General features: G+C 59.0%; 22 protein-coding genes. 9 read left to right on the top strand and 13 right to left on the bottom strand.

Annotated elements, in window-relative coordinates; all coding sequences use genetic code 11:
• Window positions 1-13 precede the first annotated feature (13 nt).
• Both MWU54_RS10670 and MWU54_RS10665 read right to left on the bottom strand, forming a co-directional pair.
• Entirely contained in the window at window positions 14-484 is a 471-nt protein-coding gene (locus MWU54_RS10670; protein ID WP_247083102.1) for a DNA starvation/stationary phase protection protein, read from the bottom strand.
• Window positions 485-652: 168 nt separating this feature from the next.
• A complete protein-coding gene (locus MWU54_RS10665) occupies window positions 653-1,975 on the bottom strand; it encodes an aspartate aminotransferase family protein (protein ID WP_247083100.1) in 1,323 nt (440 codons plus the stop codon).
• Window positions 1,976-2,280: 305 nt separating this feature from the next.
• Between MWU54_RS10665 and MWU54_RS10660 the strand changes: the two genes are divergently transcribed.
• The 4 genes from MWU54_RS10660 (at window position 2,281) to MWU54_RS10645 (ending at window position 9,498) form a co-directional block, all read left to right on the top strand.
• Window positions 2,281-3,252, top strand: coding sequence for a TAXI family TRAP transporter solute-binding subunit (locus MWU54_RS10660; protein WP_247083099.1), 972 nt, complete (start codon window positions 2,281-2,283; stop codon window positions 3,250-3,252).
• Window positions 3,253-3,360: 108 nt separating this feature from the next.
• Complete coding sequence (locus MWU54_RS10655) at window positions 3,361-5,979, top strand: TRAP transporter permease (RefSeq protein WP_247083097.1); 2,619 nt, start codon at window positions 3,361-3,363, stop codon at window positions 5,977-5,979.
• Window positions 5,980-5,987: 8 nt separating this feature from the next.
• Window positions 5,988-6,410 (top strand): universal stress protein, encoded by a 423-nt coding sequence (locus MWU54_RS10650; protein ID WP_247083095.1) that lies wholly within the window; start codon window positions 5,988-5,990, stop codon window positions 6,408-6,410.
• Window positions 6,411-6,588: 178 nt separating this feature from the next.
• Complete coding sequence (locus MWU54_RS10645; RefSeq protein WP_247083093.1) at window positions 6,589-9,498, top strand: DUF4214 domain-containing protein; 2,910 nt, start codon at window positions 6,589-6,591, stop codon at window positions 9,496-9,498.
• A gap of 77 nt (window positions 9,499-9,575) precedes the next feature.
• Here MWU54_RS10645 and hemA read toward each other — a convergent pair whose 3' ends face one another.
• From hemA to MWU54_RS10590, 11 genes are all read right to left on the bottom strand, one after another.
• Window positions 9,576-10,790: a 5-aminolevulinate synthase gene (hemA, locus tag MWU54_RS10640; protein WP_247083091.1), complete on the bottom strand. Its 1,215-nt coding sequence runs from the start codon at window positions 10,788-10,790 to the stop codon at window positions 9,576-9,578.
• 62 nt (window positions 10,791-10,852) lie between these two features.
• Window positions 10,853-11,089 (bottom strand): hypothetical protein, encoded by a 237-nt coding sequence (locus MWU54_RS10635; protein WP_247083088.1) that lies wholly within the window; start codon window positions 11,087-11,089, stop codon window positions 10,853-10,855.
• Window positions 11,090-11,100: 11 nt separating this feature from the next.
• Entirely contained in the window at window positions 11,101-12,648 is a 1,548-nt protein-coding gene (locus tag MWU54_RS10630) for a nitrite reductase (RefSeq protein ID WP_281496055.1), read from the bottom strand.
• The gene (nirJ, locus tag MWU54_RS10625) at window positions 12,623-13,834 is read right to left on the bottom strand and encodes a heme d1 biosynthesis radical SAM protein NirJ (protein ID WP_247083086.1); all 1,212 of its coding nucleotides are present in this window, start codon (window positions 13,832-13,834) and stop codon (window positions 12,623-12,625) included. Before nirJ ends, MWU54_RS10630 begins: the two co-directional genes overlap by 26 nt.
• Entirely contained in the window at window positions 13,834-14,325 is a 492-nt protein-coding gene (locus MWU54_RS10620) for an Lrp/AsnC family transcriptional regulator (protein ID WP_247083084.1), read from the bottom strand. The genes nirJ and MWU54_RS10620 overlap by 1 nt, the downstream gene beginning before the upstream one ends.
• Complete coding sequence (locus tag MWU54_RS10615; RefSeq protein WP_247083082.1) at window positions 14,322-14,771, bottom strand: AsnC family transcriptional regulator; 450 nt, start codon at window positions 14,769-14,771, stop codon at window positions 14,322-14,324. Before MWU54_RS10615 ends, MWU54_RS10620 begins: the two co-directional genes overlap by 4 nt.
• A complete protein-coding gene (locus MWU54_RS10610) occupies window positions 14,761-15,753 on the bottom strand; it encodes an Lrp/AsnC family transcriptional regulator (protein ID WP_247084009.1) in 993 nt (330 codons plus the stop codon). Before MWU54_RS10610 ends, MWU54_RS10615 begins: the two co-directional genes overlap by 11 nt.
• A gap of 10 nt (window positions 15,754-15,763) precedes the next feature.
• Entirely contained in the window at window positions 15,764-16,918 is a 1,155-nt protein-coding gene (locus MWU54_RS10605; protein ID WP_247083081.1) for a cytochrome D1 domain-containing protein, read from the bottom strand.
• The gene (locus MWU54_RS10600) at window positions 16,915-17,229 is read right to left on the bottom strand and encodes a cytochrome c (protein ID WP_247083079.1); all 315 of its coding nucleotides are present in this window, start codon (window positions 17,227-17,229) and stop codon (window positions 16,915-16,917) included. Before MWU54_RS10600 ends, MWU54_RS10605 begins: the two co-directional genes overlap by 4 nt.
• The gene (cobA, locus tag MWU54_RS10595; RefSeq protein WP_247083077.1) at window positions 17,222-18,025 is read right to left on the bottom strand and encodes a uroporphyrinogen-III C-methyltransferase; all 804 of its coding nucleotides are present in this window, start codon (window positions 18,023-18,025) and stop codon (window positions 17,222-17,224) included. Before cobA ends, MWU54_RS10600 begins: the two co-directional genes overlap by 8 nt.
• A 94-nt stretch (window positions 18,026-18,119) precedes the next feature.
• The gene (locus tag MWU54_RS10590; RefSeq protein ID WP_247083075.1) at window positions 18,120-19,862 is read right to left on the bottom strand and encodes a nitrite reductase; all 1,743 of its coding nucleotides are present in this window, start codon (window positions 19,860-19,862) and stop codon (window positions 18,120-18,122) included.
• A gap of 116 nt (window positions 19,863-19,978) precedes the next feature.
• On the opposite strand from MWU54_RS10590, the gene MWU54_RS10585 reads away from it, so the two are divergent.
• The 5 genes from MWU54_RS10585 (at window position 19,979) to MWU54_RS10565 (ending at window position 25,087) form a co-directional block, all read left to right on the top strand.
• Window positions 19,979-21,961 carry a NosR/NirI family protein gene (locus MWU54_RS10585; protein ID WP_247083073.1) on the top strand — a complete coding sequence of 661 codons (1,983 nt, stop codon included), beginning with the start codon at window positions 19,979-19,981 and terminating at the stop codon, window positions 21,959-21,961.
• 22 nt (window positions 21,962-21,983) lie between these two features.
• Window positions 21,984-22,361, top strand: coding sequence for a cytochrome c family protein (locus tag MWU54_RS10580; RefSeq protein WP_247083070.1), 378 nt, complete (start codon window positions 21,984-21,986; stop codon window positions 22,359-22,361).
• A gap of 80 nt (window positions 22,362-22,441) precedes the next feature.
• Window positions 22,442-22,894, top strand: a complete 453-nt coding sequence (locus MWU54_RS10575) for a cytochrome c (RefSeq protein WP_247083068.1) — start codon at window positions 22,442-22,444, stop codon at window positions 22,892-22,894.
• Between the two features lie 13 nt (window positions 22,895-22,907).
• Window positions 22,908-24,278 (top strand): cbb3-type cytochrome c oxidase subunit I, encoded by a 1,371-nt coding sequence (locus MWU54_RS10570; protein ID WP_247083066.1) that lies wholly within the window; start codon window positions 22,908-22,910, stop codon window positions 24,276-24,278.
• Entirely contained in the window at window positions 24,275-25,087 is an 813-nt protein-coding gene (locus tag MWU54_RS10565; RefSeq protein WP_247083058.1) for a CbbQ/NirQ/NorQ/GpvN family protein, read from the top strand. The genes MWU54_RS10570 and MWU54_RS10565 overlap by 4 nt, the downstream gene beginning before the upstream one ends.
• Window positions 25,088-25,089 lie beyond the last annotated feature (2 nt).

Raw genomic sequence — 25,089 nt, 5'->3', positions numbered from 1 at the left:
ACCGTGATGGCCCTCAGCGCAGATGCGCGCGCAGGAACCATGCGAATTTTTCATGTTCCTGACCACGTGCGATGCAGAGGTCCTCTGTGAGCGTGTCACCATGCTCTGCCGCGAGTTCGCCCGCGCCCGCCAGAGTGGCCGCCAGTGTTTCCTGCGCCTCTTTCAGCGCTTTGATCATCTCTTCCGCCGACATGTGACCGTCTTTTTCGGTCACTTTCGAGCGCTTGAGCATGCCCGCCAAAGTCCCTTCGGCATGGGCATCAAGCGCCTTTACACGCTCGGCCAGATCATCCTGTGCCACGAAGTGGTCTTCGTAGATCTTCTGGAACAGATCGTGCAGAGGGCCGAATGCCATTCCCGTCACGTTCCAATGAAAGTTCTGCGCCATCATCGTGGTGACAGCGGTTTCCGCCACACATTGATTCAAGGCGTCTGCGATTTGCGTCTGCGCATCCGTGGACATCGACGTTGCTGTTTGTGTCATGTCACCCTCCATACTGTTCAAGATTTTGCTGGCTGGCATAAGGCTGGCTTGCTTGATCCATAGATAACCCGTGTTGGGGGAAATCCAAGTACTTTTTAGAATTATTCTAAAAGATATTCCGGAAGTTGCGAAAACCGCAATTCGCCGTGCCGGTGATGCACCTGTTCGCTATGGCAATACGCTGTCAGCGGCGGTTTGCAGTTTCCCGACGATTTCGCCGATCTGGTCATCCGACACGATAAAGGGCGGAGCAAGCAGGACATGATCGCCCAGATTGCCATCGCGGGTGCCGCGCATGGGATAACAGATCAGACCTGCGTCGAACGCGGCTTTCTTGAACCGGCCTGCAATATTCTGTGACGGGTCGAAAGGCGTTTTGGTTTCCCGGTCCTGCACAAATTCCAGACCACGAAACAACCCCCGCCCCCGGATATCGCCGATATGCGGATGCTGACCGAATTGGTCGGTCAAGGCTTTGGCAAGCGCATCGCCCTGCGTGCGGACCTGCGGAATCAGGTTCCGGTCCAGAAGCGCGTTCAGAACGGCCAGCGATGTGGCGCAGGCAACGGGGTGACCCAGATAGGTGTGCCCGTGCTGAAAGAACCCGGACCCTGCGGAAATCGCGTCATAGATGGTGTTGGTGCACATCATCGCGCCGATGGGTTGGTACCCTGCCCCCAGCCCTTTGGCGATGCACAGGATGTCTGGCGTCACACCGTCGGCCGTGCAGGCAAACAGATGCCCGACACGCCCCATGCCACACATGACTTCGTCAAGAATGAGCAGGACGCCATATGTGTCGCAGATGTCCCGGATGCGTTTGAAATAGCCCTCGACCGCCGGGACCGCCCCCATCGTGGCCCCGACCACGGGTTCAGCCACGAAAGCGATCACGCTGTCCGGCCCAAGCCGCAGGATTTCGTCTTCCAGGTCCTGCGCCGCGCGTTGACCGTAGTCAAAGGCGCTCTCGTCCGGTGCGCGATCCAAGTATTCGTAACAGGGTGCAATGTGGGACACGTTCATCAGGATCGGTTCAAACTGTGCCCGCCGCCACGCGTTCCCCCCGGTGGCCAACGCGCCCAGCGTGTTGCCGTGATAACTTTGTCGGCGCGCAATCACGTGCCGTCGCTGATCCTGTCCAATTTCAAGAAAGTACTGGCGCGCCAGCTTGAGCGCGGATTCAACCGCTTCTGATCCGCCCGACACAAAATACACCCGGTCCAGATCACCCGGCGCATGTTCGACCAACAGATCCGCAAGCGCTTCTGCAGGGTCGCTGGTGAAAAAGCCTGTGTGGGCATAGGCAAGGCGGGCGGCCTGATCCTGAATGGCCTGAATGATCTCGGGATCGCCATGCCCGAGACAGGACACTGCCGCGCCTCCGGATCCGTCGAAATACTGTTTTCCCGTCTCGTCATACAGGTAACAGCCTTCGCCGCGCACGGCTTTGACCGGTGGCGCGAGATTGTGGCGGGGGAAGACATGGCTCATCAAGATCACCTGTGTTTTGGCCGCGTGTCCGGGGTGCGATGCCAACCGGGGCCGACATGGGCCTGTGGGATGGCCCAAAGGCATATTTAAATCTGTGATACGGAACAGCGGTTTACGCAACGGAAAAGACAGCTTTCCGGCGGTTCTGGATCACTGGGCTGGCTCAAACGGGACGAATCACGTTTTATGTCGTTGGGAACGTAAGAAAAAACCGCACCGGTGTGCGCGTGTGTGGGGCGATGGAACCGCATCGCCAGCGTTTCAACGTGTTGAGCCCTGGCTCACGATCCAATTGGGAGAAGATTATGACAATCCAAAAATTTGCTGCAGGCCTTGTCGCCGCGGCGTCCATCACCTTCGGCGGCGCTGCGATTGCGCAGGACCAGCAATTCATCTCCATCGGCACCGGCGGTGTAACCGGTGTTTACTATCCGACCGGTGGCGCGATCTGCCGTCTGGTGAACCGTGACCGCAAAGAGCACGGCATCCGCTGTGCCGTCGAGTCGACCGGTGGGTCGGTCTACAACATCAACACCATCAAGGCCGGTGAGCTTGAGTTTGGTGTCGCGCAGTCCGACTGGCAGCACCATGCATATAACGGCACGTCCCGTTTTGCGGACAACCCGTTCCCGGAAATCCGTGCGATGTTCTCGGTCCATCCGGAGCCGTTCACGATGGTGGTGCGCGGCGACAGCGGCATTACGTCCTTTGAGGAACTCAAGGGCAAGCGCGTCAACGTGGGCAACCCCGGGTCGGGCCAGCGCGCGACCATGGAAGTTGTCATGGACGCGTTTGGCATGACGATGGACGATTTCGCCCTTGCGACCGAATACAAAGGGTCGGAAATGGCCAAGCAGATCTGCGACGATAACATCGACGCAATGATCTACACCATTGGTCACCCGGCAGCGGCGATCAAGGAAGCGTCCACAACCTGCGACGTGAAACTGGTGTCCGTCACCGGCGCACCGATTGAAAAGCTGGTTGCGGATAACCCATACTACCGCGTCGCGGTCATTCCGGCCGGCATGTATGCGGGCACAGACACCGACACGACGACATTCGGCGTGGGTGCAACCTTTGTGACCGCAGCCAGCATCCCGGAAGAAACCGCGTATATCGTGGCCAAGGCCGTGATGTCGAACCTTGACGATTTCCGAGGTCTGCACCCTGCGTTCGCCAATCTTGATGCCGCACAGATGGTCAAGGACGGTCTGTCCGCGCCACTGCATCCCGGCGCAGAGCGGGCCTACAAAGAACTGGGCCTGATGGACTGATGTTCGTCATGTGAGAACCACACGATCGACGCCGGCGCAGCCAGACCGCTGTGCCGGCGTTTTTGCCTGAACAAGACGCGGGAACCGCGCAACAGGGGGACATGACCTATGACCGAGACAAAAACCGCCGAAGACATGGTGGCAGAAGCTGACACCGGTGCGCGACAGGCCGGGGCTTTTGCAAGCACATTGATCTTTGCGCTGTGTATCGCATGGTCATTGTTCCAGCTTTATATCGCGTCGAAACTGCCCGGTGTTCTGGCCCAGGCCACGGGTGTGAGCATGTTCGCCAATATCGTGGCGCAGGCGCGGTTCGTGCACCTGGCCTTTGCGATTGCACTGGCAACGCTGGCCTTTCCGATCCTTGGCCACCGCAACCGCATTCCCGCCTATGACTGGGCGTTGGTCATTCTTGGCGTCGCATCTTGTCTCTACCTTGTGGTGTTCCGCTTCCAGATCGCAGACCGTCCCGGCCTTTGGAGCACCTCTGACATTGTCATGTCCGCCATCGGCATGACGGTGCTGATGGTTGCGGTGTACAGGTCTTTGGGTCTGCCGCTTGTGATCATCGCGTCGCTGTTCCTCGCGCTGGCGTTTTTTGGGGGGTATTCCGAGTGGATCGGCAGCATCACAAACTATGGGGGATCGTCGTTCTCCAAGGCGATGGGGCATTACTGGATGCAAACCGAAGGTGTCTTCGGGGTTGCGCTGGGGGTGTCCACCTCCATGATCTTCCTGTTCGTGCTGTTTGGCGCGCTGCTTGAAAAGGCGGGGGGCGGCAACTGGTTCATCAAGGTTGCGATTGCGCTTCTTGGCACCTTGCGCGGCGGTCCGGCCAAGGCGGCGGTGTTGTCGTCGATGATGACGGGCATGATTTCAGGCTCGTCGATTGCCAATACGGTCACCACAGGCACGTTCACCATTCCGCTGATGAAGCGGATCGGGTTTTCACCGGAAAAAGCGGGCGCGGTTGAGGTGGCGTCGTCCACCAATGGGCAGCTGACGCCCCCGGTCATGGGGGCGGCGGCGTTCCTCATGGTGGAATACGTCAACATTCCCTATATCGAAGTCGTCAAACACGCCTTCCTGCCTGCGGTGATTTCCTACATCGCGCTGCTGTATATCGTGCATCTTGAAAGCCTGAAGCTTAAGCTTGAGGGGCTGAAAAAGCCGGGTCGCCATATCGGCATCCTGCTGATCCTGATCTTGTTCCTGACCGGGTTCCTGGGGATGGCGGCGATCACGTTTATCGTCGTGGCCTTCCGCGCGATGCTGGAGCCAATGATGCCGGGTGCCACGGTGTATCCAACGCTTGTGCTGTTGGCGATTGCGTATCTGGCGCTGGTCTACATGGCGTCGAAATACCCGGATTTGAAGGTCGATGATCCAAACGCCAAGGCCGTTTCGGCACCGCGGTTGACACCGACCTTCCTCGGAGGCGCTTATTTCGCGCTGCCGATCTTTGTGCTTGTCTGGAACCTGATGGTGCGGACCGAGTATCTGGACCGCCTGTCCCCTGCGCTGTCTGCCTTCTGGGCGACCATCGCGATGATCATCGTGGCCCTGACGCACCGGCCCTTGAAAGCCATGTTCCGCGGGGAATCCGAATTTGCGAACCAGATGAAAGCCGGGTTCGTGGACTTTGTTGCCGGCCTGGAAAGTGGCGCGCGCAACATGATCGGGATCGGTGTCGCAACCGGTGCCGCCGGCATCATCGTTGGGACGATTTCCCTGACCGGGGCGCACCAGATCATCGGTCAGGTGATCGAAGTGATCTCGGGCGGGAACCTGATCATCCTGCTTGTTCTGGTGGCGATCCTGTCGCTGATCCTTGGGATGGGTCTGCCGACAACAGCGAACTACATCGTGGTGTCATCGCTGATGGCCCCGGTGATCGTGTCGGTTGGCGCGCAATCGGGCCTGATCGTGCCGTTGATCGCGGTGCATATGTTCGTGTTCTATTTCGGCATCCTTGCGGATGACACGCCGCCGGTGGGCCTTGCCGCCTATGCGGCGGCGGCCATTTCACGCGGCGATCCGATCAAGACCGGTGTGCAGGGGTTTGCCTATGACATCCGGACCGCGTTGTTGCCGTTCATGTTCATTTTCAACACCGACCTTTTGCTGATTGATGTCGGCCCGCTGAAAGCGGTGTTCGTGTTCTTTATTTCGCTGATCGCGATGCTGACCTTCGCGGCGGTCACGCAAGGGTACTTCATTGCGAAAACGCGCAAATGGGAAGCGGTTGTGATGATGGTGACGGTCTTCATGTTGTTCCGACCCGATTTCTTTCTGGATCAATGGCAGGACAAGTACACGGATTACTCCGGACCCGCCGCCATCAGCGCCATCGGCGACATTCCGGTCGGAACGGATGCAAGGATCACCGTATCCGCCCCGGATTTCGACACCGGTATCGTTGGCACCAAGACCATTGTCGTGACGCCGGAAGCAGACGGGTCGGGCATAGAACGACTGGCCGCCGTGGGATTGGGTGTTCTTGAAGAAGGCGACATGCTGCTTTTGGAAGAGCCGTTCCCCGGAACGCCGTTTTTCGAGTCGCTCGCAAACGAGTATGATTTCTACGGCGATGCCCCCGCGCAGATCGAATTGGTCCAGATTGAGAATGATCGGATGCCAAAAGAGATCTTCTTCATCCCCGGGCTTCTTTTGTTGTTGATGATTGTCGGCCTGCAAAGCCGTCGCATGACACAGGCCCCGTTCTAAGGAGACGCATGATGTTCAGCACTATTCTGGTTCCGGTCGACGTGTCCTTACCCGGAGAAACGCAAAAGCTGTTGTCACACGCCAAGGCATTTTCACAGCCGTGGGGCAGTACACTGCATGTTGTGTCCGTCATCCCGAATGTCGGGATGCCCATTGTCGGGTCGTATATGGACAAAGGGTTCGAGCAAACCGCGCAATCCGAAACCGAAGCCGCACTGAAGCGCCAGATTGCCGATGTCGGGATCGAGGCCAAAAGCTATGTGCTGAACGGCACGGTCTATGACCGGGTGATTGCGCTTGCGAATTCGCTGGACGTGGATCTGATCATGATCGGCGCGCATCAGCCGGAATTGAAGGATTATCTTCTGGGATCGAACGCGGCCCGGTTGGTTCGCCATTCCCACAAGTCGGTGCTTGTTCTGCGGGACTGACCAACCCGCATTCGATAACAATCGTCTAAAAATCAACTTATTTGGTGCCGAAACGGCCCCAATCCGATCAACATACCGCCCAACTCTGTCGCTACATCGGATCTTGGGGGCGCAAGTATGCGCATGACGATGGGGCTTTGCCCTTGCGGTCTGAGCATGTGCGCAAAGGATATGTGGCGTGGCTTTTACGATTACCATCGACTACCGCTTTGACAGCAGCGGGTTCTTTGACGATCCGGAACGGCGTGCGGCGCTGGAAGAGGCCGCAGGGCAGTGGGAAAGCATCATTCAGGACGAATTCGATGACTTGCCCATTGGCACGTCCTTCGAAGTGCGCAACCCAACGACCTACGCGATCGAAACGATTACGTTAAACACCGCGGTCGACGACATGATCATTTTTGTCGGGGCCAGGGATCTTCCCGGTTCAACCCTCGCGGTTGCGGGGCCTGACGGGTTTGACGCGGCAGGCGATGTGTACGCCGCGCGTATCACGTCGGATTTTCGCGGCACGGGTCCGGTGTCCGATTTCGAACCGTGGGCCGGTGGGATCACCTTTGACACGGATACGAACTGGCATTTTGGCCCGGGAACCCCGGATTTTGCCGAAAGCGATTTCGTGTCCGTCGCGGTTCACGAGCTTGGGCATATCCTTGGGGTGGGAACCTCTGCGACATTCGACAGCTGGATCGTCAACGATGTCTTTACCGGGCCAAATGCGTCGTCGTTGAACGGCGGACAGGGCGTCCCGGTGGAGTCCGATGGCGGCCATGTTGAAGATGGTTTTGCTGGCGATCAGGTTTTGCTGGACCCAACCCTGACGCAAGGGGCGGAGATCCCGATCAGTGACTTCGACAAGGCGATCCTCGCGGATATCGGCTATGAAATTGCGGGCTTCAGCAAGCAAGGATCGACCCCGGCCATCGCCACTTCGGGAGACGAACGCATCTTCGGGCGCAATGTTGACGATACGATCAACGGGCTTGGCGGTGACGACACGCTGCAAGGAAACGATGGAAATGACGAACTGCGCGGCGGTGCGGGCAACGATGTGTTGTTCGGCGAAGGGGGTGTCGACACTTTTGTGATCGGCGCCGGAGACGGTCAGAACACCATTTCGGATTTCGACCTGAGCACGGAAACCATCCGTTTGATCGACAGCGGTTTCGGCAGCGCCAGTGAAGCCGCCGGAGCCGTGTCCAAAGTGGCAAGCAATGTCTCGCGGGTGACGTTTGCCGACGGGACAACCGTCGACGTTTTCCACGACTCACAAACCGGAACACCTTTGACCGCCGCCCATTTCACTTTGGCGACCACGTCAACGGCACCACCCACATTGCCTGCGCCGTCAAACAGCTTACCAACCGGGAACGTCACGATATCCGGTAGTCTTCAGGTTGGATCAACGCTGACCGCAGAGACCGGAACAGTTCAGGATGCAAACGGGCTGGGTCCGTTCACCTATACTTGGTTACGTGACGGAAATGTCATAACCGGCGCGTCGTCGTCCACATATGCCCTGACCGACTCTGATCTGGGCGCGCAAATCCAAGTGCGGATCACCTTTGTCGACGGGGGTGGACGTCAGGAAACGCTTACCAGCCAAGGCACGACGGATATTCTGGCGGCACCGGTACAGACACCACCTGCCGAGGATCCACCGCAAACAGATCCGACAGCCAGCGAAGACGACGACACAACCGAAGACTCCGGCGAAGACAATGCGGAGGACACGTCCGGTACAGAGGATAATGGGTCGTCGGTGCCGGGAAACAATGCGCCTGAAGGTGTCTTGGCGGTCCTTGGCGATGCGCTTGTCGGAGAGGTTCTAACCGCCCGTCCAAACGGCGTCAGTGATCCGGATGGCATTGATTATGACACTGCCGGGTTCCAGTGGCTGCGCAACGGGGAAGTCATTCCGGGAGAAACGGAACAGACCTACACGGTAACAGAGGACGACATCGGAGCTGACATCAGCCTGCAGTATTCCTACACCGATTTTGGCGGCAGCGTTGAGGTGATCGTCACTGATCCGAAACCGACTGTCCCACCCCTTGGATCCGACGCACCGGACGGTGGTGACGGCGGTGATGGTGGTGACGGTGGCGACAGCGGTGACGGCGGTGACGGTGGCGACGGCGGTGACGAAGAAACGCCTGAACCTCCCGAGGAGGACAATGAGACAGACGGTGTCAACGACACCGATGTCATCGCCACGCCGTTTGACGATGTCTTTGCCGTCCGGCTTGGAATGGACACCGTGGATGGCGGCGACGGGACGGACACGGCGGTCTTTACCGGCGAACAGAGCAATTACACCCTGAACATCGGCCCCGGTGGCATCATCGTGATCGACAGGCGCGAAGACGGGTTGGGAACCGTGCATCTGGAGAACATCGAACGCATCGGGTTCGAGGAGAATATGCCGAACTTCGATGGTCCGATGGACCTTCGCCAATTCGCCGGACAAACCAGTCTGGAGCAAGGCGATTTCGAAAACTTTATCGAAATGTATATCGCTTATTTTGATCGTGCACCGGATGCGCTTGGGCTGGCGTTCTGGAGTACGGCCTATGCCAACGGGACATCGCTTGAAGAGATTGCACAACTGTTTGTGGATCAGGACGAAACCCGCGACGCCTATCCGGACGGGACGAGCAACGTCAAATTTGCCTCTGAGGTCTATGCCAACGTTCTTGGACGCGCGCCGGATCTTGATGGTTTGATGTTCTGGAAAAAGGCTTTGGATTCCGGAACGGTCAGCCGGGACGAGTTCATCCTGGAAATCCTGCGGGGCGTGGATGCGCAACCCGGGTCGGATGCGAGTGCCTCGTTCATTACCAAGCAACAGGCGGATCAGGCGTATCTGGAGATGAAGACCGATCTGGGCGCCTATTACGCGGTGCATTGCGGTATGTCAGACCTGAACGACGCCGCGACCTTCATGGCGATGTTCGATGGCAGTCAGCAAAGCCTGCAATCCGCCATTGCAGCGATCAACGAGGCCCATGCCGAAGCGCTTGCGTCAGAAGATGGTGAGTTCCTGATGCCGATGGTGGGCGTTCTGGACAATCCGTTTGCGGTGTAATCGACCGCCTATGAACACGAGGACCAACCCGCCAATCAGCGGGTTGGTCCCATAGTCGTTTTTGACAGCGACCCGGTTCAGGCCACGGCCCGGCTTAGGGCGCATTGCGACCAGAGGTGGGACAATGCACCCACCAGGTGCTCGATATCCTGCGCGGAGTGTTGCGGGGATGGTGTCAATCGCAACCGCTCGGTGCCCTTGGGGACGGTCGGATAGTTGATCGGCTGCACGTAAATCCCGTAATTCTCAAGCAGCGTATCGCTCAGGAACTTGGCCTTGAACGGGTCACCGACAAGCACCGGCACGATATGGCTTGGGTTGTCGAGATGCGGAATACGCAGCGCGTCCAGCCTTGCGCGCAGCTTGGCGACATTGGCCTGCTGGCGGCGGCGCTCCAGTTCGCTTTGGCGCAGGTATTGCACCGATGCCAGCGCCCCGGCGGCCAGTGCAGGCGGCAGCGCTGTGGTAAAGATGAACCCGCTGGCAAAGGACCGGATGAAATCGCACATCACGGAAGACCCGGCGACGTAGCCGCCCATCACGCCGAATGCTTTGCCCAAGGTGCCTTCGATCAGCGACACACGCTGCGCCAGACCTTCCCGTTCGGCAATCCCGCCGCCTTGTGGACCGTAGAGACCAACCGCATGCACTTCGTCCAGATAGGTCATCGCGCCATGTGCTTCGGCCACGTCCAGAATTTCGGCCATGGGCGCGATGTCACCATCCATCGAATAGACCGATTCAAAGGCCACAAGTTTCGCCCCATCATCCGGCACGTCCGACAGTTTGCGGTTCAGGTCTTCGGGGTCATTGTGTTTCCAGATCAGCGTCTTGGCCCGGGAATGGCGGATGCCTTCGATCATGCTGGCGTGGTTCATCGCGTCCGACAGGATGGTGCAGTTGGGCAGGCGTGATCCCAATGTGCTCAGACTGGCCCAGTTGGACACGTAGCCCGAGGTGAAAAGGAGAGCGGCTTCCTTGCCGTGCAGATCAGCCAGCTCGCGTTCCAACGCGACGTGTTGCACCGCCGTCCCCGAGATGTTGCGCGTGCCGCCGGCCCCGGCCCCGTCTTGCAACGCAGCTTCGGCGACGGCGTTGCGCACGAGGTCGGATTTGCCCATGCCAAGGTAGTCGTTCGAGCACCAGACCGTGACCTCCCGCTGGCCGGCTTCGGAGTGAAGCACGGCAGACGGTGCGGTATGTGCGTCGCGTTCGAGTTCGGCAAAGATGCGGTAGTTGCCTTCCCCGCGAAGTGTGTCGAGTTGGGCGGCGAAAAAGGCGTCATAGTCCATGCGGCATCTCCTTGGATTAAGTCCATCAAAGATTGCGCAGCGGCTGTTTGCCTTGACCTTGGTTAAGTGCGTCCGTCCGCCTCATCTATGAGCTTGCGCGTCCATCGTGCAAAGGCCCAGGTCGCGGGGATGCCCAGCGGAATAGACCAGATCAGCGCCGTCACCGGGCGCATGGGATCCAGGCCGATGACAGGCAACACAAGACACGCCATGAACAAGTTGATCGCCACCGCCCCTGCTGCAAACGGGTAAAGCAGCAGGGCCAGTTTCCAGATCGGCCAGGGGGCGGGTTCCGTCATGGGTCTGTCCTCTAGTGGCTGGTGCCGTCCGAGAACGTGATCTTGTTGAACACGTTGTATTTGCCAGATGGTTTGCTCATCGGAAGCCGTTTGACCTCTTCCAGCGTTTTGGCATCGTAGACGATCACTGCGCCGTCGTCTTCCCAGAGGCTGACCAAGGCGTGTTCACCGGTGCGGTCAAACTCAACATGCGCGGCGGTTTTCCCGGGGTTGGGGCGCAGGGTTTTCACGATCTCAAGCGTATCCTTGTCGATCACATGCATCACGTCGCGGTTCGGGCCAAAGAACACATCTGCCCACAGGTATTGCGAATTTTCGTGGCTGCGCAGGAAGAACCCGGGGCCATCTGTGTCGATCTGGGTCACGATCTTCCATGTTTCGACATCAATCACCGACAGCTTCGCTTCGCGCAGGTGCGGCGTCGCCATCACGCGGCGGCCCTGGTAGATCCACGATATGCCAGAGCCCAGATGCGGCAGGCCCGACAGTGGCAAGGTATGGGTCGGGCGACCCACATTCAGGTTCACAACAACCCCGTTTTCGCTTTCCCGCGCGGCGCCGATCAGGAACCGGTAATCGGGTGTGAAAAAGAAGTCGTCCAGCGGTTCTTCCAACTCGATCCGTTTGCGCGCGAACAGGCCTTGCGACGACGGGATGCCTTCGACCATGCCTTTTTGGTGGCTGTGGACGAACCCTTCATACACCGGGTCGGCGTTGGGATCGGTCGCAACCTCCCAGATCTCGGGAATGTCCTTGAGCGCAAGGATAAAGCTGTCGCGTTGCGGCGCTTGGTACACGGCTGACACGCGCGAGGTGTCGCCATGCTTGCCGACCACGTCAAAGATCTTTTGCACCGACAGGTCTTGGGTGGACAGGATCGTCAGGCTGTGCGGCAGGTAGTTGGCGACGGCCAGATATTTCCCGTCTTTCGACATGGCGATGTTGCGGCTGTTGACGCCTGCGCGCAAGCGCGCGACCTCTTGCATCGACCACAGGTCTACCTTTTGCACCCACCCGTCGCGCGACATGACAAAGACAAATCGCCCGTCCGGGGTGAACTTTGGCCCGCCATGCACGGCCAGCGGCGTGGGAAGGCGGGCAAGCACTTCGAACCGGTCGCCATCGACGATGCTGAAGTGATGATCCCCCGTCTCGACCACAATGAAAAGGTTCAGCGGGTCGGCATTATGTTGCGGCGCGTCCGGCGCGATGTAGTCGGGATTGATCTCAAGCGTATCGGCAATCCGTTCAGCATCCCAAACTGGGATTTCCGGAAGCGGTGTGTGCAGGAACGCGGCCAGTTCGGTCATATCCGCTGGGCTGATCTGATCTGCGAAACCGGGCATCTGGGTGCTGATCCGGCCAAGGCCAATCACCGCTTCCAGCTTGTCCCCTTTGAGACCGCGCAGGCTTTCCGGGATCAAGGCAGGCCCAAGGCCGCCCAGACGGTCATCGCCGTGACACACCGCGCAATGGGTGGCGTAGGTCACCGCCGGATCGGCCTGCGCCATGATGGGCAGCGCGCCCAGAATGCTAGCTAAAAAGATGCGCCGGATCATGTCGTTTCCCTGTAAATTTGCGAAGTTCAACGCGCGGGGTCGCGTCATCGACGCCGATCTCTGCGTCGCTCAGATAGCAGGCGGGATCTTCCTCCCACGGATCGCCGGTCAGCTGCAGCGCGCGAATGCGCGTGTTGCCACCACAAACCGCCTGATGTGCGCATGCCCCACAGCGCCCCTTGAGCGGACGCGGACGGGTGCGCAGAAGTGCCAGCATGGCATCATCGCCTGTCCATAGCTCGGAGAACTTGGTCTGTTTGACATTGCCGACAGTGTAGTCGGACCAATAGGTGTCGGGATGTACCTTGCCAGTGGGGTCGATATTGGCCACGCCAACGCCCGATGAATTGCCGCCCCATGCCTCTAGATGCCGGGTCAGATGGGCGATCTTTTCCTCCGGGAACCGTTCGGTCGCCCAGTTGAGAAAACGCACAGCGTCGGCATCGTTGTTGCCGGTGACAACCTCAAAGTGCTTGCCGTTTTGCAACGCTGTCCAGGCGCGGTCGAGCAACAGATCAACGCATTTGCGGGCGCGCGCATGGCCTGCGTCTTCGCCCCGGTTCTTGTTGCCACGACCTGCATAGACCAGATGCGAGACGTAGAATTTGTCGATGCCCTCGGCCTCGCACAGATCAAGGATATCGCCCAGTTGATCCGCGTTGTCCTCGGTCGGGGTAAAGCGCAGGCCGACCTTGATCCCGTGCTCTTTGCACAGCCGCGCGCCTGCCAGTGCTTCGTCAAACGCGCCTTCCTGGCCACGGAACCAGTCATTGGTGGCCCCCACGCCATCAATGCTGATGCCAACGTAGTTAAACCCGATCTCGGCGATCTCTTTCACCGCCGCTTGATCAATCCGCGTGCCGTTGGTGGACAGCGCCAGATAAAGCACCTTTTTGCGGGCATGGCGTGCCAGTTCGAACAGGTCTGGCCGCGACAGCGGTTCCCCGCCTGACAGGATCAGCGCGGGGATCTTGAAATCGGCCAGATCGTCAATCACGCCGAGCGCCTGTTCGGTCGACAATTCGCCGGGAAAGTCGTTGTCGGACGAGGTGGTGTAGCAGTGCCGACATTTCAGGTTACAGCGCCGCGTCAGGTTCCAGATCACCACGGGTCGCACGTCACCGCGTCTTTGGCGCGGTGGTGTAGGCGTGATCAGTTGCTCCATATATTGGGTCAAACGAAACATCAGGTTCCCTTCTTTGCGGTTAGACGCAATCCGGTTTTCTTGAGAATTTGGGTGGAATAGAGCACGTCACAGCTGCGCACGGCGTCGCCAAGAAACCCGCGCAGATGTTGGCGTTTGGCCTCGACCTCGTCACGGTCTGCCCCATGCAGCATCGCAAACAGGTTGTAGGGCCACAGCGGCAGGTGACGGGGGCGCAGGTAGCAATGGGTGACATCCTCCATCGCGCCGACCAAAGCGCCCAGTTCCTCGGCTTGGGCATCGTCAATGTCCCAGACCGTCATACCGTTGGCGACCATACCCAGCTTGTAATGGTTGGGCGCAATGCCGATGCGGCGGATGATCCCCTGCCCCATCAGCGCATCGAGGCGGGACATCATGTGGTCTTCGTCCATGCCAAGCTGATCCGCGATCACCGCGTAAGGTTCTGGCACAAAGGGCAGACCCGCCTGGCAGGCTTTGACGATGGCGCGGTCTTCGACAGATATGCTCATGCCGCCACCCGGAACCCGATGAAAAACTCTTTGAGTTTCGGGAATTGGTAGACCGGCAACCCGGTCGCCTCTTCGATCCGCGATGCCGTTGCCCCAATCCCTTCGGGCGTTTCTGTTGCCAGCACAAACCACATGTTCAGGCGGTGGTCGCGGGCGTAGTTATGCGCGACCTCGTCAAAGGCGTTCACGATCTTGGTCATCTCTTCGAACTGGTCTTGCGGGATTTCCATCGCGCACAGGCAGAAGGCACCGCCCATCGCAGCCGCATCAAGGAACGGGCCAAAGCGGGTGATCACGCCTGCCGATTTCATCGCGGCAAGTCGCGCGATCAAATCGGCTTCGGTCAAACCCAACTGTTCTGCCGCCTCGGCAAACGGGCGCTTGGCGACCGGGAAGCCCGACTGCAGCGAGTTGATGATCCGGCGGTCGGTGTCGTCAATTTCCATTTGGTGTCTCCGATGCAACGTCGATCAGGGCCCCGCGCTGGCGAAAACAGCGGGTGCTGAATAAAATGCGGTACTCAAAATTGACCATCCCGGCGGCAACGCGTGCCTGGGTCAGCACATCCAGCGTTTCAGACCGGCTGCGCCCATGGATCATGCAATACAGCGTGTAGGGCCAGACATCCGGTTCGGCCCTGCGTTCATAACATAAAGTCACGCCCTGCACCTTTGTCAGGGCGGTGCCGCAGGCCTCGATCCTGTCGGGCGGGACAACAAAAACGCACATCGCATTGGCGCGCCAGCCCAGGGCACGGTGACGAACGATCAGACCGATACGGGACAGGATGCCCGCTTCGGCCAGCGTGCGCACGCGCTCGATGATGGCTGTTTCGGTCTGGCCCAACCGCTCTGCCAAGGTGGCAAAGGGTGTCGGGGTCAGAGGCAGACCATCGGACAAAGCCTGCATCAGCGCGCGGTCGCCCTCCTCAATCTCGATATCGTCGGTGAAAACACGCGGCGCGGGCAACGCGTTTGAACCGTCAAGCGCGAAACCAAGATCGACATTGAACGGGCGACGCAGCCGCAGGTCCAGCACTCGCAGCCCGGTTTCCGCCGTGATCCGCGCCAGGATATCGTTGACGAACGCGCGCGTCGGTCCGGTGGCCACAAACCAGATGTTCCATTTGTTTTCGCGTTCGTAAGAGTGGTTCACCCCTTCTTGGGCATTGATGATCTTGGCGATTTCGTCGATTTGATCTTCGGGTGCGGCCACAGCCGCGAGGGTACTGGCTGCCAGTGTATTGGGCCGACAGGTTGCCCCAACCCGGCTGATGGCCCCGGTGTCCAGTAAAGTCTGCAAACGGTCGAGGATCTGATCCTCGGTCGTGTGATGATGGTCCGCAATCACCTGAAACGGGCGCGGGACAAGCGGCAACGCGCGTTGCCAGTCGTTCATCAAACGCCAGTCCAACGCATCAAGCGACAGATCTGTATTCTCAAAGCCCAATGCGATGCGCCCTTGCCGTGAAGAAGATGCCCGAAGGCGTTTCAGCGGGGATCTCACCCAGCTTTTCGAACGTGTCCGTGTCGTAGATGTCGATCCGGTTCGCGTCGCGCACCGACACCCAGACCTGATGGCCGCGCGCGGTAAACTCCATGTGCAGAACCGCTGGACCGGGGTTCAGCGTGTGCAGCACTTCGCCAGAGCGGGTGTCGATCACCTCGACCGTATCGTTGTTCGGATGTGCGTAGTTCACCCAGACATGCCGGCCATCGGGACGTGCCACTGCAAACACGGGCTGGCCGTGGGTTTGCGTCCGGCCGAGTTCGGTCAGGTTTTGCGCGTCCAGCCACAGCACCTCGTGCCGTCCAACGGCAGGCAGTGCGAAACGATCCCCGGCAAGCGCCCATCCCTCAAGATGGGGCATCTTATAGACCGGCAGCGGGTCTTCCCCGCGCCCGTAGTTGGGCAAAATCCGTTTGGCTTCGGGCGTGTCTGCCCACAGGTCCAGCGTGGTCAGGCCGTCTTCGCCAAACAGCCCCACGATATAGCGGCGCCCATCGCCGGTGATCAGCGCGTCGTAAGGGTTCACGCCCATATCGGGGATCTTGGTCAACGCGGGCACATCCCCAGACATATCGGCAATCCAGGTTTCACCGTCATCCCAAAGCGAAAACACAAAGCGGTCGCCGGGGGCGTCGACCAAACCGATGGTTTTCGATCCGGTGGGAAAATCCGCCACCATGTCGAGCGTATCAGCATCAAACACCCGCACGCCGCCGGGTTCATAATTGGATACGGCGACAAGCTGCCCGTCGTCCGAAATCGCACCGCCGATGGAGTTGCCCCCCTGCATGACGCGCCCCGCGATGGATTGGGTCACAAGATCCAGCTTGGTCAGCCCGCCATCACGTCCGAAGATATAGGCGTAGCGTTCATCGGGGGAAAATACGGCACTTGCGTGGGACAGATCACCAAAGCCTTCGACACGGGCGATCACGTCCATGTCCGACTGGTCGATGATCAGAACAGACCCGGTGGTGCGCTCGATCACAACGCCCATGTCCCCCGTGGCGTGAACCTGCACTTCGGCGCAAACGGCTGTGCCAAGGGTGAAGGACAGGATCAGGCTGGTGAGTAACTGTCTCATTCGCGAACCTCTAGAAGATATGCGGCGATCCAGGCGGCTTCGGCTTCGGTCAGAAGCGGCCGCCACGGGGGCATGGCCGTGCCGGGGATCCCGTCAAGAATGATGGTTTGCAGGCCATCCACCGTATGCCCTTGCAGGGCTTCGGGAGTGATCGCGCGGCCAAGGCCGCCGGTCAGTTTCAGACCGTGGCATGACCCACAATCCTGCACGACAAGATGCGTCAGTTGTTCCTGATGCTCTGCCGATAAAGGGGCCTCTGCCAAAGCGGCAGAGGGAAGTATCAGCGCCAACAAAGCTGCCGCTTTAACCATGCAGCACCTGCCGCAATTCGGGGGCTTGCAGGATCGCGTTTGTCTCGGCGCGACCTTCTCCATCCAAAAGGCTGACGACACGCCCGATGATGAACAAAACAGGCCCCGGCACGGCAATCACGGCGCGCTTGGTCTGCAAGGCACCAAGGTGCGTGACAAGGCGGCTTTCGTTCGGGCGTGTGCCGTTCACGACAACAAGCACCGGGTGATCGGAAGGCAAGCCATGCTGCATCAGCTCACCGGCAATATGCTGCATGTTTGCGTGGCCCATATAGACCACCAGCGTGGTGTCGACATGGGCAAGACCGTCCCAATCCAGATCGAGTGGCATGTCGGCGCGACAATGCCCCGTCACGAAGCGCACACTGGTCGCCAATCCGCGATGCGTCAGCGGAACACCGGTCGAGGCGGAAACCCCCTGCGCGGCGGTGATGCCGGGCGCAAAGCTGACGGGGATGCCCGCATCGCGCAGAACAGCCGCTTCTTCGGACCCGCGGCCAAAGACCATCGGATCACCCCCTTTGAGCCGCGCGACGCGACGACCGCGTTCAGCCAGGTCTTTCAGCAAGGTATTGATTTTATGTTGTGGGACGGGGTGATGGTTGGGCTTTTTGCCAACGTCAATTCGTTCAACACCGTCCGGGATCAGGTCGAGGATGGCTTTTGACACCAAGCGGTCATGCACAACCACGTCTGCTTCTTGTATCATGCGCAGGGCTTTGAGTGTGAGCAGTTCCGGGTCACCGGGGCCTGCCCCGATCAGAAACACTTCACCTTGGTTCGAACCATTCAGCATGTTGCGTCCTTGAATGCGTGTTCCGGCATGGAACAGGGAAAAACAGGTGCGACAGAGAGAAGGGAGACCCCTGCCGCACCCGGAGCGCAGCGACTTAGTAAACGTCGCTGCGTGTGTTGAAGACGTTGAACTTGCCGGTCGGTGTGACCAGTCGTTCGTCTTTGATCACGTGCTTGAGTTCGAGCGTCCTGTCGTCGACGACCACGATCGCACTTTCCAGGCTGGCGGCGTTCCAGACCGAGAACCAGATCTCGTTGCCTTCCTTGTTGAATTCGCCCTGCACAACCCGAGGCTGACCTTCGGCAATGCCTGCCCATTCGACGATTGGCAGAACCGAGTAGTCGGGTTCTTCCTGACCAAGCTCGTCGATCTTGAAGACCGCCACGGAACCGGACACTTCGGCATCGGGGTTGAGCGTCGCATCGACATAGAGATTGTTCGATGTCGGGTGCGATTTGACAAAAAGCGATCCACCGCCAAGTGCATAAAGCTGCTGCACCATTTTCCAGGCGTGATCCGGGTTGCCTTCGGGGTCTGTGCCGATCAGCGCGACCGTTTCATCCCCAAGGTGCGACGTTGCCCAAACCGGCCCGTATGTCGGGTGGTTGATGTTGGCACCACGTCCGGGGTGCGGCGTCTGGCCTTCGGTTTCGATCACCGCGACCTTCTTGCTTTCCTTGGTGTCGATCACAACGATCTTGCCACGGGCGTTCGCCGCCGTCAGGAAGTAGCGCTGTGTGCTGTCCAGTCCGCCATCGTGCAGGAAGCGTTCGGCGTTGATCTCGGTCACTTTGAGCGCGTCGATGTCGGAATAATCGACCATCAGGATCTTGCCGGTCTCTTTCACGTTCACCAGGAATTCCGGCTTGTAGTGAGACCCAAGGATCGCCGCGACGCGGGGTTCAGGGTGGAAGTCCTGTTCGTCATAGGTCATGCCGCGTGTCGACTTGATCCGCAGCGGTTCCAGCGTGTCGCCGTCCATGATGACAAACTGCGGCGGCCAGTAGGCACCGGCGATGGCGTATTTGTCTTCGAAGCCTTTAAACTTGGACGTCTCGACAGAGCGCGCCTCTGATCCGACCTTGATTTCGGCCACGGGTCCGGGGGTTTCCATCCAAAGGTCGATCATCACAACCTTGGCGTCGCGTCCGATCACGAAGAGATAGCGCCCGGAGGCGGAGATCCGGCTGATATGGACCGCGTAGCCTGTGTCGATGATTGTCTTGATTTCGTAGCTTGCACCATCAATCAGCGCGATCTGGCCCGCGTCACGCAGGGTGACCGAGAAAAGATTGTCGATATCGATATCGTTCATCTTTTCGGTTGGGCGATCTTCAGGTGCGACGATCACTTTCCAGCTTTCGCGCATTTCGGCCATGCCGAACTCTGGCGGTGCGGCGGGTTCCAGCAGAAGATAACGCGCCATTGCGTCGATCTGCTCGGCTGTCATTTCGCCCGATGTGCCCCAGTTGGGCATGCCGGCCGGAGAGCCGAAATCAATGTAGTCGCGCAGGTACTCGAACCCGTTCTCGCGCGTGATGTCGGTTGTCAGGGCCTTGCCCGTTGCACCGGCCCGCAGCACGCCGTGACAGCCTGCGCAGCGCTGGAAGTAAATCTGGTTGGACGAATTATATTCGCTTGGCGTCATCACCGGGTCACCGGGTTTGCGACCCGGAATTTCGACCTGGATCTGGCCCAATGTGGTCATCGACGGCTCGTACGCGGCCGCCGGGCCATCCATGTGATCCGCAGGCTTTTCCTGCGCAAAGACCAGCGACGATGACAGCGATAGAACTGCGCCCACTGCGACTGATCGGGTTAGGGTTGAAAGTGACATATGCGTTGCTCCAGCTGCGTAAATCCGATTGGCCCAAACCTTGCGGCCCTGCCCTTTCCGAGCCTTGACTTTGGTCAAGACAGACCAACGCGTCGCACGGCAATGTCGTGCCAGAAATGAAAACGCTTGGTAAAATCATCGCCGCTGCGCTGCTTTGGCTGTCCTTGATGGGCGGCCATTTGGCATGGGCGCAAAGCGGCATGGACACCGTGCATGCGGCGCGGCTTCTTGATCTGGACAGCACCGATGTGCTGATCCGCAAAGACGCCGACCCGGTGCCCAGCTGGCACGTTATTGCAGCCGATGACAGGCGTGAGCTGGGTCAGATCGCATCGACCTGGGAGGTTTTGCGGTCAACGGGATATTCGGGGAAACCGCTTGATATTCTGGTCGCGGTTGGCCCCAGCGGCACCATTGTCGGCGCGGAATTGGTAGAGCATGCCGAACCGATTCTGACGCTTGGCATATCGGATCAGGACATCGCCGATTATGTCGACGGATTCGCCGGACTGCGCATGGGCAGCGAAGGCTTGAACGATGACGTGCCGGACACCATCAGCCGGGCCACCGTGTCAACCGGCGTGATTCGCGATTCGATTCTGCACACTGCCCGCGTGCTGGCACAATCGGGAAGCGGCGGGTTGGAGCGTGTGGCCTTTGAACCGGCAACATGGGACGCGCTTGAGCTCATGGGGGCTTTTGCGACGCGCAGCGTCACCCTGCGAGAAGCAGCGGCCGCACTGCCCGATGCAAACCCACCAATTCCCGATAAGGATGGCAGGTTCCTTGAGCTTTGGGTCAGTGTTCTGGATCCGGCGACGATTGGTCAGAACCTGTTGGGCCCACCGGCGTTCCGCCGTGCGATGGCGGCACTTCCCGCAGATCACGATGCGCTCTTGGTGGCCTCGCGCGGGCTACATTCCCATCGGGGCACGGCCTGGCGACGATCCGGAGTGTTTGACCGCGTCACGGTCTCGCAAGACGGAGTCGATGTCATGCCGGTCTCGGACGGGTATCAACGCTTGGGCCAGTTCGAAGCCGCGGGCGCACCCGAGGTCAAAGAGGCCAGCCTGTTTGCAATTCCGCGCGATCAGATTGATCTGTCGCGCCCGTTCACCGTCACCGTGACCGCAACGCGCGATGCTGCCACGTTCGATATACCGGTCACCCTGACTTTGGGAGACACGTTCCTGCGTCCCGCAGAACCTTTGCCCACACCGCCGCCCGCATGGCGCGACGCGTGGGAAACCAAGATTTTTCCCCTGATCACGCTTGGCATCATGCTGGGCGTTTTGTCTGTGATTCTGTTCTTCCAGGACGCCTTCGTGAAACGCCCCAAGCTGTGGCGTTGGGGTCGCACGGCGTTTTTGCTGACCACATTCATCTGGTTGGGAATGGTGCTTGGCGCGCAACTGTCGGTCGTTCAGGTGGTGGCCTTTCTTCATTCCCTGCTAACCGGGTTCCGGTGGGAAGTTTTCCTCATGGAACCGCTGATCTTTGTTCTGTGGGGGTTCACCGCGCTTGGGCTTTTGTTCTGGGGCCGGGGCGTGTTTTGCGGTTGGCTTTGCCCGTTTGGCGCGCTGCAGGAGCTTTTGAATCAGGCCGCACAGCGCCTGGGCATCAAGCAAATCGCCGTTCCCAATGCGGTGCATGAGCGGCTTTGGGTGATCAAGTACACGCTCTTCCTCTCCATCCTTGCCCTGTCCTTTTACTCGATGACATCCGCGCTGGTTCTGGCCGAAGCCGAACCATTCAAAACCGCCATTTCGATGCGGTTCATGCGTGCATGGCCGTTTCTTCTGTTTGTGGCTGCGCTCCTGTTTGCCGGGCTGTTCATCGAGCGATTCTACTGCCGTTATCTTTGCCCGCTTGGTGCGGCACTTGCGATTCCCGCCAAGCTCAAAATCTTTGATTGGCTGCGCAGGCGTCCGCAATGCGGTCGTGAATGCCGGCTGTGCGAACAGCACTGCACCGTCGGGGCCATCGACCCGTTGGGCAAGATCAATCCAAACGAATGCATCCTGTGTCTGCGCTGCCAGATGATCTTTCACGAGCCAAACACATGCACCGTTTTAAAGCGCCGTAATCGCACGGCTTAACACCTCTGAAAAAGGAAACCTCATGTTGAAGAAACTCTCATTGGGCCTGCTGGCGCTGACCATCGCAGCACCTGTGTTTGCCGAAGGCGACGCGGCCAAGGGCGAAAAGGTCTTTCGCAAATGTAAAGCCTGCCATGCGGTTGGCGATGGTGCCAAGAACAAGGTTGGCCCCGCGCTCAACGGCATTGTCGGCGCGGCCGCAGGTGCCAATCCGGATTTCAAATATTCAGACGGGCTACTGGCCAAAGCCGCTGAGGGCCTTGTCTGGGATGAAGCCGCATTAACCGCCTATATGACCAAGCCCGGAGATTTCATCGAGGGCACAAAAATGAGCTTTGCCGGTCTTCGCAAAGACGACGACATCACCAACGTGATTGCATATTTGGCGACCTTCAACTGAGTTTCTTGACTTTCGTTAAGGCCGCCACGCGCGGCCTTGCGCATGCTTCGGGCACTGGCCCCTAGAAAAAGGAGAAAGGGATGCGTGACGTTCTCACGACTTCCATGGCCCGCAATATTTTCTATGGCGGGTCGTTATTTTTCATAGTCATCTTCGTTGGACTATCGATCCATTCCCATCGGTACATTGTGACCACATCGACGGACACCGCCGGACTGACCGACGAGGTCGTTCATGGCAAACACCTTTGGGAACGTCATGCCTGCGTCAATTGCCACTCGATCCTAGGGGAAGGTGCGTACTTTGCCCCAGAGGTCGGCAATGTGATGGAACGCTGGGGCGTCGCAGACGACTCCGAAGCGGCGTTCGAGACGCTCAAGGCCTGGATGGATGCGATGCCCTCGGGCATCGAAGGCCGCCGTCAGATGCCGAATTTCAACCTGACCGACGAAGAATACCGCGCGCTCAGCGAATTCCTGCTCTGGACCAACCGGATCAGAACTCAGGACTGGCCGCCGAATGAGGCAGGATAAGGGAGACGCTCAAATGAAATATCAAACGCAATCCGTCGCAATGGCCTATTTTGCAGCTGCACTTGGGCTGTTCGCCATTCAGGTTCTGGGTGGGCTCTTGGCAGGCTGGATCTATGTCAGCCCGAACTTCCTGTCCGAATTGTTGCCGTTCAACATCGTGCGCATGTTGCACACGAATTCGCTGATCGTCTGGCTGCTGCTGGGCTTTATGGGAGCAACCTACTACATCCTGCCCGAAGAGGCCGAGAACGAAATCCATTCGCCCATGCTGGCCTATCTGCAGCTTGCCATCCTTGTGCTTGGCACGCTTGGTGTGGTTGTCACCTATGTGTTCAACCTGTTCGAAGGCAACTGGCTGCTGGGCAAGGAAGGCCGCGAATTCCTTGAACAACCGATGTGGGTCAAGATGGGCATTGTCGTCGCCGGTCTGATCTTCCTGTTCAACGTCACCATGACCGCGCTCAAGGGACGCAAAACCGCGATTTCCAACGTGCTTTTGCTGGGCCTCTGGGGTCTGGTGCTGCTGTTCCTGTTTGCCTTCTACAACCCATCGAACCTCGCGCTGGACAAACAGTACTGGTGGTACGTCGTTCACCTGTGGGTCGAAGGTACATGGGAACTGGTGATGGCCTCTATCCTTGCTTTCCTGATGCTCAAGCTGACGGGTGTGGACCGTGAGATCGTTGAAAAGTGGCTTTATCTGATCGTCGCCACCGCGCTCTTTTCCGGCATCCTTGGTACTGGTCACCACTACTACTGGATCGGCACCCCGGGCTACTGGCAGTGGATCGGCTCGATCTTCTCAAGCCTCGAAGTGATCCCGTTCTTTGGCATGATGGCCTTTGCCTTTGTCATGGTCTGGAAGGGCCGCCGCGACCATCCGAACAAAGCGGCTTTGCTGTGGTCCCTGGGCTGCGCGACACTGGCCTTCTTTGGTGCAGGCGTCTGGGGCTTTCTGCACACGCTGCATGGGATCAACTACTACACCCACGGCACGCAGATCACCGCAGCACACGGACACCTCGCGTTCTTTGGCGCTTATGTGTCGCTGAACCTTGCGATCATGTCCTACGCCATCCCGATCCTGCGTCAGCGTGATCCATACAACCAGGTGCTGAACATGGCCTCGTTCTGGCTGATGGCCGGTGGTATGACCTTCATGACCTTCGTCCTGACCTTTGCAGGCACCGTACAAACCCACGCACAGCGCGTGCAGGGCGAATACTTCATGGACGTGCAGGATGCGATTGCCGTGTTCTATTGGATGCGCTTTGGCTCTGGTGTCGCGGTTGTCATTGGTGCGCTCTTGTTCATCTACGCAGTGGCGATCCCGAAGAAAGAGATCATCACCCCGGCTGAAAAACAACCGGTGGCCGCAGAATGAACGCGCACGCAACACCACTCACGGGGGGGGCGGCTGACGCCCCCTTCTATATGCCTCAAGGGTCCGAATGTGACCTCTTTGAAGCGGCGTTTCACAGCAACATGCCGCTTCTGCTCAAGGGACCGACAGGGTGCGGCAAAACCCGCTTTGTCACCCACATGGCCGCCCGCATGGGGCGTCCACTTTATACCGTGGCCTGCCACGACGATCTCTCCGCATCTGACCTGATCGGGCGCTACCTGCTCAAAGGTGGCGATACCGTTTGGGCCGATGGCCCGCTCACACGCGCGGTGCGCGAAGGCGCGATTTGTTACCTCGACGAAGTGGTTGAGGCGCGCAAGGACGTGACCGTGGTGTTGCACCCGCTGACGGATGACCGGCGCATTCTGCCGATCGACCGCACCGGCGAAACGCTTGAGGCCGCTCCCGGCTTTATGCTCGTGGCGTCTTACAACCCCGGCTATCAGAATATCCTGAAAACGCTCAAACCCTCCACACGGCAGCGCTTTCTGTCTGCCACGTTCGACTTCCCGCCACCCGACCAGGAGACGTCGATTGTGGCACAGGAAAGCGGGCTGGACGCGGCGCGGTGCAAGAACCTCGTGCGCCTTGCGGGCAAGTTCCGAGCCTTGAAAGGGCAGGATCTTGAGGAAGGCGTCTCGACCCGTCTCGTGATCTACACGGCCACGTTGGTACAAAACGGCATGCCTTTGCCGCAGGCGATCCATGCTGCGATGATCGAACCGCTGAGCGATGATGAAGACGTGCAGCAGGGTTTGACCGACATCGTCGCGGCCGTGTTCGGATAACC

Source organism: Marivita sp. S6314 (genome assembly GCF_023015985.1).
Lineage (GTDB): Bacteria > Pseudomonadota > Alphaproteobacteria > Rhodobacterales > Rhodobacteraceae > Marivita.
Note: the sequence above shows the minus strand (reverse complement) of the source record. Positions and strands in the feature narration are given on the sequence as shown.

Bases quoted from the DNA above. Each gene is read 5' to 3' on its own strand.
- MWU54_RS10670 (WP_247083102.1), bottom strand. From the start codon at position 484: ATGACACAAACAGCAACGTCGATGTCCACGGATGCGCAGACGCAAATC.
- MWU54_RS10665 (WP_247083100.1), bottom strand. From the start codon at position 1,975: ATGAGCCATGTCTTCCCCCGCCACAATCTCGCGCCACCGGTCAAAGCC.
- MWU54_RS10660 (WP_247083099.1), top strand. From the start codon at position 2,281: ATGACAATCCAAAAATTTGCTGCAGGCCTTGTCGCCGCGGCGTCCATC.
- MWU54_RS10655 (WP_247083097.1), top strand. From the start codon at position 3,361: ATGACCGAGACAAAAACCGCCGAAGACATGGTGGCAGAAGCTGACACC.
- MWU54_RS10650 (WP_247083095.1), top strand. From the start codon at position 5,988: ATGATGTTCAGCACTATTCTGGTTCCGGTCGACGTGTCCTTACCCGGA.
- hemA (WP_247083091.1), bottom strand. From the start codon at position 10,790: ATGGACTATGACGCCTTTTTCGCCGCCCAACTCGACACACTTCGCGGG.
- MWU54_RS10635 (WP_247083088.1), bottom strand. From the start codon at position 11,089: ATGACGGAACCCGCCCCCTGGCCGATCTGGAAACTGGCCCTGCTGCTT.
- MWU54_RS10630 (WP_281496055.1), bottom strand. From the start codon at position 12,648: ATGATCCGGCGCATCTTTTTAGCTAGCATTCTGGGCGCGCTGCCCATC.
- nirJ (WP_247083086.1), bottom strand. From the start codon at position 13,834: ATGTTTCGTTTGACCCAATATATGGAGCAACTGATCACGCCTACACCA.
- MWU54_RS10620 (WP_247083084.1), bottom strand. From the start codon at position 14,325: ATGAGCATATCTGTCGAAGACCGCGCCATCGTCAAAGCCTGCCAGGCG.
- MWU54_RS10615 (WP_247083082.1), bottom strand. From the start codon at position 14,771: ATGGAAATTGACGACACCGACCGCCGGATCATCAACTCGCTGCAGTCG.
- MWU54_RS10605 (WP_247083081.1), bottom strand. From the start codon at position 16,918: ATGAGACAGTTACTCACCAGCCTGATCCTGTCCTTCACCCTTGGCACA.
- MWU54_RS10600 (WP_247083079.1), bottom strand. From the start codon at position 17,229: ATGGTTAAAGCGGCAGCTTTGTTGGCGCTGATACTTCCCTCTGCCGCT.
- cobA (WP_247083077.1), bottom strand. From the start codon at position 18,025: ATGCTGAATGGTTCGAACCAAGGTGAAGTGTTTCTGATCGGGGCAGGC.
- MWU54_RS10590 (WP_247083075.1), bottom strand. From the start codon at position 19,862: ATGTCACTTTCAACCCTAACCCGATCAGTCGCAGTGGGCGCAGTTCTA.
- MWU54_RS10585 (WP_247083073.1), top strand. From the start codon at position 19,979: ATGAAAACGCTTGGTAAAATCATCGCCGCTGCGCTGCTTTGGCTGTCC.
- MWU54_RS10580 (WP_247083070.1), top strand. From the start codon at position 21,984: ATGTTGAAGAAACTCTCATTGGGCCTGCTGGCGCTGACCATCGCAGCA.
- MWU54_RS10575 (WP_247083068.1), top strand. From the start codon at position 22,442: ATGCGTGACGTTCTCACGACTTCCATGGCCCGCAATATTTTCTATGGC.
- MWU54_RS10570 (WP_247083066.1), top strand. From the start codon at position 22,908: ATGAAATATCAAACGCAATCCGTCGCAATGGCCTATTTTGCAGCTGCA.
- MWU54_RS10565 (WP_247083058.1), top strand. From the start codon at position 24,275: ATGAACGCGCACGCAACACCACTCACGGGGGGGGCGGCTGACGCCCCC.